Source organism: Alteromonas sp. ABV4_515, from assembly GCF_056160345.1.
In genome coordinates this window covers 975,365-989,026 of the sequence record NZ_JBSWWZ010000001.1, presented here as the reverse complement: position 1 = coordinate 989,026, position 13,662 = coordinate 975,365, and the positions used below count along the sequence as shown (strand labels likewise).

Below are 13,662 nucleotides of genomic sequence, written 5' to 3'. Positions count from 1 at the left end.
GAAATAATAACGAAGTTGACCGGTACCTTGGTAGCACGACTACTGTGGTACAGACGAAACGCTGAAAAGTTTTTACACTTTAATTTTTTTTAGGTTGAAACATGGCATCTGAGATTACAACACAAGAGTATATTCTCCACCATTTGACCAATGCCACCATGTGCGTCACTGACGACGGGGTGAAATTTAGTCACGGTGAAGAACTTCATAACGTTGCAGAAGTATGTGCGGAAGCAGGCTTCTGGGTTTGGAACATCGATACGATGGGCTGGTCTATCGGTCTGGGTATTCTGTTCCTATGGTTGTTCCGTCGCGTTGCAAAGTCAGCAACATCTGGCGTACCGGGCAAAACACAGGCTTTTATCGAGCTGGTTGTTGAGTTCGTAAACGACAACGTACGTGATACTTTCCACGGTAAAAATAATCTCATTGCGCCACTGTCATTAACCATCTTCGTCTGGGTTTTCCTGATGAACCTGATGGACTTGATTCCAGTAGACTTCCTGCCTACCGCAGCGGGTCAAATTGCTAACGCTGCAACCGGTGTCGATCCACACCATGTGTACATGAAAGTGGTTCCTACCACCGACCTGAACATGACGTTGGCACTGGCATTAGGCGTCTTTTTCCTGATTCTTTTCTATTCCATCAAAGTCAAAGGCATTGGTGGCTTCATGAAAGAGCTGACGTTCCAGCCTTTCAATCACTGGGCTTTCATTCCGGTTAACTTTGTACTGGAATCCGTTACCCTGCTGGCTCGCCCGTTCTCACTGGCGCTGCGACTGTTCGGTAACCTGTATGCCGGTGAACTTATCTTCATTCTTATTGCGACCCTGGGTGTCTGGCAGCTGCCTCTGCACTTCCCATGGGCGGTATTCCATATTCTGGTAATCGTGCTCCAGGCCTTCATCTTTATGATGCTGACCATTGTATATCTGAGCCTGGCTCACGAAGACCATTAATGTAGTCCGGAGAGCCTGCATAACCCTGGAAAATGCAGGCAATTCAAACTGTTTTACTTTTTACACTTTAACTTTAAATTTAACTTAAATCGGAGACGTACATGTTATACATCGCTGTTGCACTACTGATTGGTCTGGGTGCCCTGGGTACCGCTATTGGTTTCGGTCTGCTGGGTGGTAAATTCCTTGAATCTGCTGCTCGCCAACCAGAACTGGCTCCTCAACTGCAAGTTAAGATGTTTATCGTAGCGGGTCTTATCGACGCGATCGCAATGATCGGTGTTGGTATCGCGCTATACCTTCTGTTCGCTGTTGGTGCTTAATTTTTTAAACCCATTTTTTAGCGAACATATGAGGAGGAGCGGTCGTGAACATTAACGCCACTCTAATTGGTCAATTAATCGCATTCATCGTATTCGTGTGGTTCTGCATGAAGTACGTATGGCCACCATTGCTGGGTGCGATTGAAGAACGTCAGAAGAAGATTGCCGATGGCCTTGAAGCTTCTGAACGTGCTGAAAAAGACCTGGAACTGGCTCAGGAAAAAGCTACTGAGCAGTTGAAAGATGCGAAAGCGCAAGCAGCTGAAATTGTCGAGCAAGCCAAAAAGCGTGCTAGTCAACTTGAAGAAAGTGAAAAGCAAAAAGCTTACTCAGAGCGTGAGAAAATCATTGCTTCTGGTTATGCCGAAATTGAAGCTGAACGCAATCGTGCCAAGGAAGAATTACGCGCCCAGGTAGCAGCCTTAGCTGTTGCTGGTGCACAACAAATTCTTCAACGTGAAATCGACGCAAACGCACAAAACGACATTGTTGAAAAACTTGTCGCTGAGCTATAAGAGGGAGATGAGCCATGTCTGAATTGACAACCGTTGCTCGTCCCTACGCTAAAGCTGCTTTCGATTTTGCTGTCGAGCAAAACGCCGTTGCCAAATGGCAAGACATGTTGGTATTTGCCGGCGAAGTTGCAAACAACGACGACATGCATCAGTTAATGACTGGTGCTGTTGCCGCTGAGCAACTCGCTGAAATATTCATCAATGTCTGTGGTGAACAGCTCGACGAACATGGTCAGAACTTCATTAAGGTTCTGGCTGAGAATAAACGTTTAGTTGCACTGCCAGCTATTTCAGAGCTGTTTAACGCTCTGAAAGCGGATTACGACAAAGAAATTGAAGTTAACCTGACTTCGGCTTCTGCACTGTCTGATTCGCAAACTGCTGAAATCAGCGCATCGTTAGAAAAACGTTTGGCACGTAAAGTGAAGCTTAATTGTAACGTGGACCCTGCCCTGGTCGCAGGCTTTGTTGTCAAAGCCGGTGATACAGTTATTGATGGTTCCGTGAAGTCGAAATTGAACCGTCTCGCAGACGCGTTGCAAGCATAACGGGGATAAGAGTATGCAACTTAATTCCACTGAAATTGCAGAACTGATCAAAAAGCGAATTGAACAGTTTAATGTAACCAGTGAAGCTCGCACCGAAGGGACTATCGTCGCAGTAACTGACGGTATTATCCGCATTCACGGCTTAGCCGATGTAATGCAAGGTGAAATGATCGAACTTCCTGGCAGTCGCTACGCTATTGCACTGAACCTTGAACGAGATTCAGTTGGTGCAGTAGTTATGGGTCCGTATGCGGACCTGCAAGAAGGCACAAAAGTACAATCTACCGGCCGTATCCTTGAAGTACCTGTAGGCCCTGGCCTGCTGGGTCGTGTTGTAAACACCCTGGGTGAGCCAATCGACGGTAAAGGCGCTGTTGAAGCTGCCGGCTTCGAACCAGTAGAAAAAATCGCACCAGGCGTAATCGACCGTCAATCAGTTGATGAACCTGTACAGACTGGCTACAAGTCAGTTGACGCGATGATTCCTGTTGGTCGTGGTCAGCGTGAGCTGATCATCGGTGACCGTCAGTGTGGTAAAACAGCCATGGCTGTTGATGCCATCATCAAACAGAAAGATTCAGGCATTAAATGTGTTTACGTAGCAGTTGGCCAGAAGGCTTCTACTATTGCTAACGTAGTACGCAAACTGGAAGAACACGGCGCGCTGGCTCACACCATCGTTGTTGCGGCTTCTGCCTCTGAATCTGCTGCCCTGCAGTACCTGGCACCTTACTCTGGTTGTACCATGGGTGAGTACTTCCGTGACCGCGGTGAAGACGCACTGATCGTATATGATGACCTGTCTAAGCAAGCTGTTGCTTACCGTCAGATCTCTCTGCTTCTGAAGCGTCCTCCTGGTCGTGAAGCATACCCTGGTGACGTTTTCTACCTCCACAGCCGTCTGCTGGAGCGTGCTGCTCGTGTAAACGACAAGTACGTAGAGCGTTTCACTAACGGTGAAGTTAAAGGTCAAACGGGTTCACTGACGGCTCTGCCGATCATTGAAACGCAGGCCGGTGACGTTTCAGCGTTCGTACCTACTAACGTTATCTCTATCACCGATGGTCAGATCTTCTTAGAAACTGACCTGTTTAACGCAGGTATTCGTCCTGCTGTTAACGCTGGTATCTCTGTATCACGTGTTGGTGGTGCTGCTCAGACAAAGATCATTAAGAAATTGGGTGGTGGTATCCGTCTTGCGCTTGCACAGTATCGTGAATTGGCTGCGTTCTCTCAGTTCGCATCTGACCTTGACGAAGCAACGCGTGCACAGCTTGAACACGGTGAGCGCGTTACCGAACTGATGAAGCAGAAGCAATATGCTCCTCTGTCAATCGCTGATATGGGTGTGTCTCTGTATGCCGTTGAGAAAGGCTTCTTAAAAGATGTAGCGCTGGACAAAATCCTTGATTTTGAATCTGCACTGCACGCTTACATGAACAGCGAACACGCTGAGCTGATGAAGACTATCAATGCAACCGGCAACTACAACGACGATATTGATTCACAGTTGAAAGACGCTTTAACGAAGTTCAAAGCAACTCAAACTTGGTAATCAATGGTGCTGGCTTTCGTGGTCAGCACATTTCGTTGAGTAATCGGAGAGATAATCATGGCCAGCGGTAAAGAGATTAAAGGTAAAATTGGGAGTATCAAAAATACTCAAAAGATTACCAGTGCGATGGAAATGGTTGCTGCGTCGAAGATGAAAAAGGCGCAGGAACGTATGGCCCACGGCCGTCCATACGCGCAAAGCATGCTAAAAGTGATTGGTCACATTGCTAACGGTAACCTTGAGTACCGTCACCCTTACTTAGAAGAGCGTGATGAGAAACGGGTTGGCTTTATCGTGATTTCTACCGACCGCGGTTTATGCGGTGGCTTGAATACTAACGAATTCAAGCTGGTCACCCAGAAAGTGCGTGAATACCACGACAAGGGTGTTGAAGTAGATTTTGCGGCATTAGGCTCGAAGGCTTGTGCATTCTTTAACCGTTTTGGTGGTAAGCTACTTGCCGCAGAAACGGGTTTAGGTGATGCCCCTTCAGTCAGCGATGTAGTTGGTGTGGTTCGTGTAATGTTACGCGCCTACGACGAAGGTTCACTGGATAAGATTTATCTGGTTTACAACGACTTCGTTAACACCATGACGCAGAAGCCTGTGATGAATCAATTATTGCCTTTGCCAAAGTCAGAAGATGAAACACTGAAGCATCGTTGGGATTACATCTACGAGCCGGATCCAAGAGAAATTCTGGAATCCTTAATGGTTCGTTACATTGAATCCCAGGTATATCAGGGTGTTGTGGAAAACGCAGCATCAGAACAAGCAGCTCGAATGGTAGCAATGAAAGCGGCAACAGATAACGCCGGCAACCTTATCGATGATCTGCAACTGGTATACAACAAGGCTCGTCAGGCTGCAATCACACAGGAAATCAGTGAGATTGTATCCGGCGCCGCAGCGGTGTAGGCAAAGGTTTAGAAGAGATAACGAGGACAAATTATGAGTCAAGGTAAGGTCGTCCAAATCATTGGCGCCGTTGTGGACATCGAGTTTCCACAAGATGCGGTACCAAGAGTATATGACGCACTGAAAGTTACCGAAGGTGACTTATCCGGGCTAACCCTGGAAGTGCAACAGCAATTAGGCGGTGGCGTAGTTCGTTCCATCGCTCTGGGTACCACAGACGGTCTGCGTCGTGGCCTGGCAGTAGAAAACACTGAAGCACCTATCATGGTTCCGGTTGGTACATCCACTCTGGGTCGTATCATGGACGTGTTAGGTAATCCAATCGACGAAGCGGGCCCGATCGGTGAAGAAGAGCGTATGTCTATTCACCGCGCAGCGCCAAGCTACGAAGATCAGTCAAGTGCAGTTGAACTGCTTGAGACAGGCATCAAGGTAATCGACCTGGTATGTCCGTTCGCGAAAGGTGGTAAAGTTGGTCTGTTCGGTGGTGCCGGTGTAGGTAAAACCGTAAACATGATGGAGCTTATCCGTAACATCGCAATCGAGCACAGTGGTTTCTCTGTATTCGCCGGTGTTGGTGAGCGTACTCGTGAGGGTAACGACTTCTATCACGAAATGAACGAATCTAACGTACTGGACAAAGTATCGCTGGTATACGGTCAGATGAACGAGCCACCGGGTAACCGTCTGCGTGTTGCTCTGACGGGTCTGACGATGGCAGAGAAGTTCCGTGACGAAGGTCGTGATGTACTGTTCTTCGTAGATAACATCTACCGTTATACCCTGGCAGGTACTGAGGTGTCAGCACTGTTAGGTCGTATGCCTTCAGCAGTAGGTTATCAGCCTACCCTGGCTGAAGAGATGGGTGTTCTGCAGGAACGTATCGCATCAACCAAGACAGGTTCAATCACGTCTATCCAGGCAGTATACGTACCAGCCGATGACTTGACTGACCCGTCACCAGCTACCACCTTTGCTCACTTAGATGCAACGGTAGTACTGTCTCGCGATATCGCGTCTTTAGGTATCTACCCTGCGGTAGACCCACTGGATTCGACTTCACGTCAGCTGGATCCTCTGGTAATCGGTCAGGAACACTACGACACAGCGCGTGGCGTTCAAACCGTACTTCAGCGCTATAAAGAGCTGAAAGATATCATCGCGATCCTGGGTATGGACGAACTGTCTGATGAAGACAAGCTTGTGGTAACACGTGCTCGTAAAATTCAGCGTTTCCTGTCTCAGCCATTCTTCGTAGCAGAAGTATTCACCGGTTCTCCTGGTAAGTACGTTTCTCTGAAAGACACTATCAGTGGCTTTAAAGGCATTCTGGAAGGTGAATACGATCACCTGCCAGAACAGGCTTTCTACATGGTTGGTTCTATCGACGAAGCGTTGGAAAAAGCCAAGAAATAAGAGTGAAGCCGGGCGGGTGGTAACCCCCCTCGCCCGTGCTTGATTCACGTTCCTTACTAAGGAGTTTACAATGGCAGCTATGACCGTTCATCTGGATGTAGTAAGCGCAGAAAAAGAGATTTTCTCTGGTCTGGTTGAAACATTACAGGTAACAGGAAGTGAAGGTGAATTGGGTATCCACCCAGGTCACGCGCCACTTATTACTGCAATTAAACCTGGTATGGTGCGTTTGGTTAAGCAGCACGGCGAAGAAGAGTTGATTTATGTTGCTGGTGGCGTACTTGAAGTACAACCCGGCACTGTGACTGTTCTCGCTGACGCAGCAGTCCGTGCAGATGATCTGGACGAACAGGCAGCGGAAGAAGCGAAACGTCGTGCTGAAGAGCACATCGCCAACCCAGGCGCTGATTTCAACTATGCAGAAGCGGCACAGGAGCTGGCAGAAGCCATTGCTCAATTACGCCTGATTCAGAAACTGCGTAAGTAATTATTCAGCTACTTTTAAAAAACCCGGCTTATGCCGGGTTTTTTGTTTTCTGCGGCTTGCCAATACGACGCAAATAGCGTTACTGTATATTTAACCAGCAAGGAATCCCCGGAGAACCGATATGTCAAAATCAGGAAGTTGTCTGTGCGGTGAAGTCGAAGTTCATGCTTCACAGGTTGAAGAAGGCGTCGGCGCCTGTCATTGTTCAATGTGTCGTAAATGGGGCGGAGGACCGTTCTATGGCGCTCACTGTGGTACATCAGTTACATTCAAAGGCGAAGATGCAATAACCCGCTTTGCGTCATCTGCGTGGGCTGAGCGCGGATTCTGCCATCGTTGCGGCACGCACCTGTTTTATCAGTACATGGAAACCGGAGAATACTTTGTGCCGGCTGGGATTTTCAGTGATGACTCCCTCACTTTGGCAAGCGAAATCTTTGTCAACGAAAAAGGCAGTTATTATCAACTCGACGCAAACAGTAAAAAAATGACCGGGGCAGAAGTACTGGCCTCGTTCTCTCAGGAAGATAAATCGTGAAAAGTAAGTCGCTGCAGTATCTCGAATACCCTACTCGCTCTATCCTTAAAACCAAGGCATTCTTCAGCACGGTATTTGGCTGGGAATTCGTTGATTATGGCGACATGTACTGCGCCTTTTCATTGGACAACGTGGATGGTGGCTTCTTTCAAAGTGATGTAATCAGCGATACCGGAAATGGCGCTGCTTTAACGGTTTTCTTTAGCGATGATCTCGAAGCGATTCAAAGCGAAATTACACAAGCTGGCGGCTTTATTAAACAAGAAATCTTTGCGTTTCCGGGTGGTCACCGTTTTCACTTTAGCGAGCCAGGTGGTAGTGAATTTGCCGTTTGGTCAGATTGTTATAAAGAAAAGTAATATGCAAATTAAGGGATAGCATTGTGCTAGTGTTGCATTAAGCTGCTGGTCATTTAAACTACGCCAAAAATAATAATAAGTAATACCAACAACGCAGTGGGAAGGACTTTACTGATTGGTTTCGTGAAGGCCCTATGACAACACACTACAACTATCCTTCTTCCTCTGCCTCGTCGTTCTGGCGAATGCCGCTTAGCTACTTTTTCATTTGCTGCGTCATTAACTATTTCACCGGTGCACTGGATTTACAAACAATAAGCGACGCGCGAGGCCAGCGAGATTTTAACGCGGCCATCGGCATGCCGTTGTTAACCAGTTTCTTTTGGATCAGCCTTCGGGTTCAGCAGCAACAAATGGCCAGTGCGATCATGAGCTATTTGCTGGATAAGAACGCGCTGAGCCTATTTGCACAACATCGAGCCAGGCTAGCTTCTAAGTTACGCCAGCAAATTATTACATCCGCTACGCTGGCTGTTTCGGTGACGGTTGTTTATATCATTTCCGAAGAGTTGGTAGCGTTCGATCTTAATGCCCAAGTGCTGGTTCTCGATCTCATTGCTGTGCCATTCTGGTTCTTTTTCTGGTTATTCTTATTTCAAATGGTGTCATCGACGCAATATATATCACGACACTTCATTACTAAGACCATCACCACCAGCGGTGAGCTAAAAGCACTAAAACGTATCTCATCTCTTTCAGTGGAAAATACACTCTTTGGCCTTATTGCGCTGGTTATCATTCCTGTATTCTGGTTTAACACGCAAATTCCAGCCATAGACTTGTTCATCGTCACCATCTTCTCGTTGTCACTGATCGCCTATTTGTTTATGCCCGCCTACCGAATTGTGGGTTTAATTAGTACGCAAAAGCAGCAGGTTATCGATAAACTCACTGTTGGCTTAGTCGCCATCCATAAAGTAAAGCAGCACAATAAGCTTGAAGCAGAACGTCGCCATACACTGGAAAGGGAAATTGAAGAGGTAGAAAATATCTCTGCGTCGCCCGTCCCTTTCGAGCTGGCTAAGCGACTAATCAGTGTGGTTGTGTTGGTGCCTGTCTCGTGGATGGCGTTATTGTACGTTGAGCACCTTGTTGGTTGAAGACTCGCTGTTACGGCGATGTGCCCTCGGACTTTGCCAAAACGACTGAAATTTTTGCTGAAGACGGTGTAACGGCGCAGCAGAGCTATCGCATGTGCTAGTCAGGGTGTATGCGACGGCCTCCAGCGTTGAAAGACTTTTATCAAATTTTGTGTGTCTTATTTCGTACTCACTCGGCGGTGCACTATCAAAATGATACTGTGGCAGCGTATGTAACTGCTGCAGTGTTTTCCACATACCAAAAGCCTGCTTCCAGCTCCCATCGAGCAATATGAACAAATCGTGTTCGCGCACCGGCTTTGTCTCTAGGGATTCAATCGCTACACTGCCTTCAGACGGATAAATAACTGCAGGTGATTGATACTGTTGCAGATAATCGGTAACTTTTTGATTTGATTGCTCGGTGCCGGAGACAATAATTTTAGTATCAGGTAGTGTAAGACACACTAATCGTGCGGTATTCTTTGCGTGAATTGCTTCTTTCTTATGCTGAATGATGAGAAAATGAACATCTGAGTGAAGCGTTTCTACTGCTTGGCAAACACAGGTTTTACTAGGATAGCCACAGTCTGAACAATAGGAACGCATGAGTAACTCAGGATTGCCGAAGAAGGGGTTATTATGGCTGAAATTGATAAAACGAGGCAAATTCTCGAAACTGTCATGGTCATTCCTGTAGGGAAAGTAGCGACATACGGACAAATTGCCGATCTTGCGGGTTTGCCCGGTAGAGCCCGGCTAGTCGGCAGTTCGCTAAGAAGTGAATTCGATGGTGCTGAAGTGCCGTGGCAAAGGGTGCTCAGGGCAGATGGAAAAATTGCGTTTCCCAGCGGTTCCCCCAAAGCCGAAGAACAGCGACAAATATTAATCGCCGAAGGCGTGTGCGTTAAAAATAACCGCGTTTCGCTGGCGGATTACCGATGGCAACCTGATATGGCAACTATACTTAGTGCATTGAAATATTGAATACAAACTTGCAGAGTTAACGTGTCAATGTGTGCCAAAACCAATATTATGCGTAGAACCTGGTGTAAATTGAAGTGACCAATACCGTGATAAAAACAATTACAATCAACGAATTAACCCCCGGTATGTTTGTTCATGAAATTACTGAGCAGTCAGGCAAGGTAAAAATTAAAAGTCAGGGGCGAGTAGCCAGTGAAGCCGTGGTCGATTCGTTACGTGCCAGAGGGGTACTCAAGCTCCGTATTGATTTATCAAAACAGTTCGATCCGCGAAACGGCACCCCTATTCCTGCAGCTACGCCAGAAGCCCCTGCCAATACGCGAAAAGCCACTAAAACAAGTTTTGCCAGTGAATTCATCAATGCCGAAAGTCTGTATAAGCAAGGTAAGAAAATTCAGCACACGTTGCTTCAGGCTGTTGAGAAAGGACTGCCATTCGATGATCGTATCCCTAGCGAGTTCTCTCACAAACTGGTTGCGTCTGTCGAGCGTAACCCTGATGCGCTGCTTTGCCTTACCCGTATTCGCGAGAAAGATGATTATCTTCTCGAGCACTCATTGAATGTGGCGATTATTCTGGCCAACTTTGCCCGATTTGTTGGCATGAATGACGACGAAGTCCAAGAGCTGGCCTACGCCGGTTTTCTTCACGATATGGGAAAAATTCGAATTCCTGATGACATACTTCATAAGCCTGGCAGGTTGACCGACCAGGAAATGGATGTGATGAAGAAACATGTGCAGTTTGGTGTTGAGGCATTAGAAGAAGTCAATCTTAATGCGGCGCTCATTCGGACTGTCAGCGAACACCATGAACGTCTCGATGGCGGTGGTTATCCTGCCGGCACTGCCAGTGACGGTATCAGTCATGCCGGACGGATGTTGGCTATAGCCGATATGTACGATGCGCTCACCGCTGATCGTTGTTATAAAGCGGGCATGCCGAGCCAGCGTGCTTTTCAAATTCTTATCAGTGAGAGCCCTCATAAACTGGATAAAGGATTGGTTCAACAGTTCATCAAGTGTATGGGGGTTTATCCGGTAGGTAGTTTGGTGCTGTTATCTAACGACAAACTCGCCATGGTGTTGGCCCAAAACGATTCGCCGTTAACGCCGAAAGTAAAACAGTTCTATTCCACGAAAGGTGGGCACTACATCACACCAAAAGATGTCGATCTGAAAGCTGATACAAGAATCACGATTGTTAAAGCAGTGAGAGCGAGTGACTACAAAATTAACTTTAACGAGTTCTTTAACCAGAGTATCGCCCCGTAACGCTGAGTCCACCTGGAACCGAATCCTCATAGTACCGTTGCCTATTTCATACACTTACAGGGAAATATTTACCGGCTAGAAGTGATCTTCAATATTTAATTTCACTTGTTAACTTTATCGTATTGCCGCGTTGTTCAGCGTGTATTCATCCGCTTAGCACTAATCTGCCCACATATTAGCGACTGGAACAGGAATTGCTGTTTTATCCGTTGTAATCACTGCTAAACACGAAGCAGACCCGATACAGAAGTAGAACCTTAAGAGGGACATGATGAAAAAAGTATTCGCAGTAGGATTAATTAGCGCCGCACTTGCGGTTGGCGGTTGTGCAACCAGTCCAAACAACACACAAAAAGGTGCTGGTATTGGCGCGGTAGTCGGTGCTTTGCTGGGTAAGGCCACGGGCGATAATGATAAAAGTCGTTACGCCTGGGGAGCCGTGGTAGGCGCCATTGCGGGTGGTGCAATCGGTAACTATATGGATCGTCAGGAAGAAGAAATGCGTGAGCAACTGGCTGACACTGGCGTTCAGGTAGTACGTGAAGGTGATAACCTACGCCTTATCATGCCGGGTGACATTACGTTTGCCACCAACAGCGCGTCTATCAGTCCGAACTTCAACCCTGTTTTGCAGGATGTTGCCAAGGTTGTAAACAATTACGAGAAAACGGTATTGATGATCGAAGGTCACACCGACGATACCGGTGCTGATTCCTATAATCAGACCTTATCTGAGCGTCGGGCACAGTCAGTGAAAAACCTACTGGTAACATTTAATGTAAATCCGACCCGGGTAACCACCGTTGGACTGGGCGAATATCAGCCCAAAGTGCCAAATACATCTGCTGAAAATCGTCAGATGAACCGCCGTGTAGAACTGAAAATCCAACCGCTGACAAATTAATCTGTCTGCTAGTCAAGAAAGGGAGCACATCTGCTCCCTTTTTAATGCTGCGCGGTTGCTTGAATTTGTTTTACCACGTCATCTACCAATTCATTGGGGAGTGGAATGGTAAGGTGATACTGTGTTACCAGCCATTTACCGTTTCTTTTCTCAAGTACTCCCGTTCCTCGAGTCACGCCGTAACTCTGGCTATCCAACATTTCATCAAACCAGGCGACATCCCCCGATTGTGAAAAATACACATGACGCGCTGTGGGCGTATATGTCCAGCCCTTGCCCTGATCGAAATAAGGCTTTGCGTACGCTTTGAATTCACTCACCGTCCAGGTTTCAGAGGCATCGGTACCGATGAAAACGCCGTCAGTCGCGAAGGTGCTGAAATAGTCTTCATAGCTGGCTGAAGCTGCTGATTGATGAAGTTTATCAAGAACTATTGCTACTGCCTTCTCGCTAGGTGTGGATGCAATAGCGGATGAGCAGAAGACGATTAAACTGCATAGTAGAAGTTGTTTCATAACTTTCCCTGTAACCCGTTAAAGCATCATCTTAACCTTAGAAGCGCATTTTTGATATTCTCGTATTGGTTGATTGCATATGCACAGTGCAAGCAGGAAAATGCAGCGATTACTCTGTAACTACGAGAAGGGACAACAATGAAAATCGGCCGAAACGATCCTTGTCATTGCGGTAGCGGGAAAAATTTTAAACGTTGTTGTATGGACAGTACTTCAAAGCAGCATGCTCAAGTTATGGATGACGTTGAATCTATGTTGGCAATGAATCCTAATTTGACCCTCGATGAACTTAATACGGTTTTGCAAAAAAAGATGTTGGATCGAAATAACCAACCTAACGCTGATTTTTGTGGTGTAACACCAACGCAGATGGCTAATTGGCTTTATGCGCCTTTTGATGAGTTGCAGTGGGTAACAATTAATACGCCAGATGATCTTTCCACCAGCCCGGTAATGCGCTATTTAGCGCTCATTCTCGATGAAGCTATGGCGCAAGAAGGGTCCTTCAAAGCAACAAGTAAAGGCAATTTGCCGACCAAATTAGTCAAGCAGGCCAGTGATTTATTGGCTGAGTTTCCTGTTTCGCAATTCGAACATCATATAAGCATCAGTGAGTTTGCAGGTAGTAATGAAGACAAGTTTAATGCCCTGCACTACACTCGGGTGCTTGCTGAAATTAGCGGTATTATCTATCGACGAAGTGGCCGGTATCATGTAAAAAAATCAGCGCAGAAACAGTTTCAGACGGTAGGCATACAAGCATTTTTTAAACCCATGTTAGAGGCTGCCATTAGCAAATATAACTGGGGATATTTGGACGGTTTTGAGTTTGATGTCGACTTGCGAACATTTTGAGTGTTTATGCTGTGGCGTATTCAAAACCACAAGCGTGTGGATCGGTTGATTGAAGAAGTCCTGACAGCATTCCCAGATTTACTACTGGCATTACCTGCGGACAATTATTTTTCGCCAGAAGAAAATATAAGCAGACTTATCGAGACTCGATTTCTGGAGCGATTTTTACAGTTTTGGGGATTTGTAATCATTGATTCGAGACGTTATATAAATGCCGATCCCGTAGCCAGAGTGGTTAATGTGCAACCTTTACTCACACAAACTTTTCAGTTCTCTGTAAGTCCATAGCAAAGTCATCTGGCATTGCTGTTTCACCCACTCGTTATTACCTACATTCGAGAGAGTTCGTATTTCGTTTAAATCAGGCCAACGATAAGTATATTCACCGTTAGTGGTGATTTTAGATATATTCGTTACCTGTGAACCA

The 13,662-nt window shown here is 46.5% G+C and carries 16 protein-coding genes and 1 pseudogene; 15 read left to right on the top strand and 2 right to left on the bottom strand.

The window, feature by feature from the left end:
* Window positions 1–101 precede the first annotated feature (101 nt).
* The 11 genes from atpB to ACXAGX_RS04210 all read left to right on the top strand — a co-directional run bounded on the left by atpB (window position 102) and on the right by ACXAGX_RS04210 (window position 8,721).
* Window positions 102–962, top strand: a complete 861-nt coding sequence (gene atpB / locus ACXAGX_RS04260) for a F0F1 ATP synthase subunit A (RefSeq protein WP_474818485.1) — start codon at window positions 102–104, stop codon at window positions 960–962.
* A gap of 101 nt (window positions 963–1,063) precedes the next feature.
* The gene (gene atpE, locus ACXAGX_RS04255; RefSeq protein ID WP_012520222.1) at window positions 1,064–1,285 is read left to right on the top strand and encodes a F0F1 ATP synthase subunit C; all 222 of its coding nucleotides are present in this window, start codon (window positions 1,064–1,066) and stop codon (window positions 1,283–1,285) included.
* Between the two features lie 44 nt (window positions 1,286–1,329).
* Entirely contained in the window at window positions 1,330–1,800 is a 471-nt protein-coding gene (gene atpF / locus ACXAGX_RS04250) for a F0F1 ATP synthase subunit B (RefSeq protein ID WP_474818486.1), read from the top strand.
* A gap of 14 nt (window positions 1,801–1,814) precedes the next feature.
* Window positions 1,815–2,348 (top strand): F0F1 ATP synthase subunit delta, encoded by a 534-nt coding sequence (gene atpH, locus ACXAGX_RS04245; RefSeq protein ID WP_474836755.1) that lies wholly within the window; start codon window positions 1,815–1,817, stop codon window positions 2,346–2,348.
* Window positions 2,349–2,361: 13 nt separating this feature from the next.
* Window positions 2,362–3,903, top strand: coding sequence for a F0F1 ATP synthase subunit alpha (gene atpA, locus ACXAGX_RS04240; protein ID WP_474818490.1), 1,542 nt, complete (start codon window positions 2,362–2,364; stop codon window positions 3,901–3,903).
* Window positions 3,904–3,960: 57 nt separating this feature from the next.
* Window positions 3,961–4,821, top strand: a complete 861-nt coding sequence (atpG, locus tag ACXAGX_RS04235) for a F0F1 ATP synthase subunit gamma (RefSeq protein WP_474818491.1) — start codon at window positions 3,961–3,963, stop codon at window positions 4,819–4,821.
* 33 nt (window positions 4,822–4,854) lie between these two features.
* Complete coding sequence (atpD, locus tag ACXAGX_RS04230) at window positions 4,855–6,237, top strand: F0F1 ATP synthase subunit beta (RefSeq protein ID WP_070124358.1); 1,383 nt, start codon at window positions 4,855–4,857, stop codon at window positions 6,235–6,237.
* Window positions 6,238–6,307: 70 nt separating this feature from the next.
* A complete protein-coding gene (locus ACXAGX_RS04225; RefSeq protein ID WP_070124359.1) occupies window positions 6,308–6,724 on the top strand; it encodes a F0F1 ATP synthase subunit epsilon in 417 nt (138 codons plus the stop codon).
* A 121-nt stretch (window positions 6,725–6,845) separates the two neighbouring features.
* Window positions 6,846–7,262 carry a GFA family protein gene (locus tag ACXAGX_RS04220; RefSeq protein ID WP_474836753.1) on the top strand — a complete coding sequence of 139 codons (417 nt, stop codon included), beginning with the start codon at window positions 6,846–6,848 and terminating at the stop codon, window positions 7,260–7,262.
* Window positions 7,259–7,621 carry a VOC family protein gene (locus tag ACXAGX_RS04215; protein ID WP_474836751.1) on the top strand — a complete coding sequence of 121 codons (363 nt, stop codon included), beginning with the start codon at window positions 7,259–7,261 and terminating at the stop codon, window positions 7,619–7,621. Before ACXAGX_RS04220 ends, ACXAGX_RS04215 begins: the two co-directional genes overlap by 4 nt.
* A 134-nt stretch (window positions 7,622–7,755) precedes the next feature.
* Entirely contained in the window at window positions 7,756–8,721 is a 966-nt protein-coding gene (locus ACXAGX_RS04210; protein WP_474836749.1) for a hypothetical protein, read from the top strand.
* Here ACXAGX_RS04210 and ACXAGX_RS04205 read toward each other — a convergent pair.
* Window positions 8,692–9,309, bottom strand: coding sequence for a tRNA-uridine aminocarboxypropyltransferase (locus ACXAGX_RS04205; RefSeq protein WP_474836747.1), 618 nt, complete (start codon window positions 9,307–9,309; stop codon window positions 8,692–8,694). The two genes, ACXAGX_RS04210 and ACXAGX_RS04205, sit on opposite strands and share 30 nt — an antisense overlap.
* A gap of 33 nt (window positions 9,310–9,342) precedes the next feature.
* Between ACXAGX_RS04205 and ACXAGX_RS04200 the strand changes: the two genes are divergently transcribed.
* From ACXAGX_RS04200 to ACXAGX_RS04190, 3 genes are all read left to right on the top strand, one after another.
* Entirely contained in the window at window positions 9,343–9,687 is a 345-nt protein-coding gene (locus ACXAGX_RS04200) for an MGMT family protein (RefSeq protein ID WP_474818502.1), read from the top strand.
* A gap of 86 nt (window positions 9,688–9,773) precedes the next feature.
* On the top strand, window positions 9,774–10,961 hold the full coding sequence (locus ACXAGX_RS04195; RefSeq protein WP_474836820.1) for an HD-GYP domain-containing protein: 1,188 nt from the start codon (window positions 9,774–9,776) through the stop codon (window positions 10,959–10,961).
* 271 nt (window positions 10,962–11,232) lie between these two features.
* Window positions 11,233–11,865, top strand: a complete 633-nt coding sequence (locus ACXAGX_RS04190; protein WP_070124369.1) for a YiaD family glycine zipper/OmpA-like lipoprotein — start codon at window positions 11,233–11,235, stop codon at window positions 11,863–11,865.
* A gap of 41 nt (window positions 11,866–11,906) precedes the next feature.
* Here the strand turns inward: ACXAGX_RS04190 and ACXAGX_RS04185 are convergent, their stop codons facing one another.
* Window positions 11,907–12,380, bottom strand: coding sequence for a nuclear transport factor 2 family protein (locus ACXAGX_RS04185; RefSeq protein ID WP_474818503.1), 474 nt, complete (start codon window positions 12,378–12,380; stop codon window positions 11,907–11,909).
* Between the two features lie 138 nt (window positions 12,381–12,518).
* Here ACXAGX_RS04185 and ACXAGX_RS04180 point away from each other — a divergent pair.
* Window positions 12,519–13,523 (top strand): annotated as a pseudogene (locus tag ACXAGX_RS04180) (YecA family protein).
* The last annotated feature ends 139 nt before the right edge of the window (window positions 13,524–13,662 follow it).

Excerpts from the sequence above, each read along its gene's own strand:
- ACXAGX_RS04190 (WP_070124369.1), top strand. The coding sequence starts at position 11,233 with ATGAAAAAAGTATTCGCAGTAGGATTAATTAGCGCCGCACTTGCGGTT.
- ACXAGX_RS04205 (WP_474836747.1), bottom strand. The coding sequence starts at position 9,309 with ATGCGTTCCTATTGTTCAGACTGTGGCTATCCTAGTAAAACCTGTGTT.
- ACXAGX_RS04220 (WP_474836753.1), top strand. The coding sequence starts at position 6,846 with ATGTCAAAATCAGGAAGTTGTCTGTGCGGTGAAGTCGAAGTTCATGCT.
- ACXAGX_RS04200 (WP_474818502.1), top strand. The coding sequence starts at position 9,343 with ATGGCTGAAATTGATAAAACGAGGCAAATTCTCGAAACTGTCATGGTC.
- atpH (WP_474836755.1), top strand. The coding sequence starts at position 1,815 with ATGTCTGAATTGACAACCGTTGCTCGTCCCTACGCTAAAGCTGCTTTC.
- atpD (WP_070124358.1), top strand. The coding sequence starts at position 4,855 with ATGAGTCAAGGTAAGGTCGTCCAAATCATTGGCGCCGTTGTGGACATC.
- atpA (WP_474818490.1), top strand. The coding sequence starts at position 2,362 with ATGCAACTTAATTCCACTGAAATTGCAGAACTGATCAAAAAGCGAATT.
- atpE (WP_012520222.1), top strand. The coding sequence starts at position 1,064 with ATGTTATACATCGCTGTTGCACTACTGATTGGTCTGGGTGCCCTGGGT.
- atpB (WP_474818485.1), top strand. The coding sequence starts at position 102 with ATGGCATCTGAGATTACAACACAAGAGTATATTCTCCACCATTTGACC.
- ACXAGX_RS04185 (WP_474818503.1), bottom strand. The coding sequence starts at position 12,380 with ATGAAACAACTTCTACTATGCAGTTTAATCGTCTTCTGCTCATCCGCT.
- atpG (WP_474818491.1), top strand. The coding sequence starts at position 3,961 with ATGGCCAGCGGTAAAGAGATTAAAGGTAAAATTGGGAGTATCAAAAAT.
- ACXAGX_RS04225 (WP_070124359.1), top strand. The coding sequence starts at position 6,308 with ATGGCAGCTATGACCGTTCATCTGGATGTAGTAAGCGCAGAAAAAGAG.
- ACXAGX_RS04210 (WP_474836749.1), top strand. The coding sequence starts at position 7,756 with ATGACAACACACTACAACTATCCTTCTTCCTCTGCCTCGTCGTTCTGG.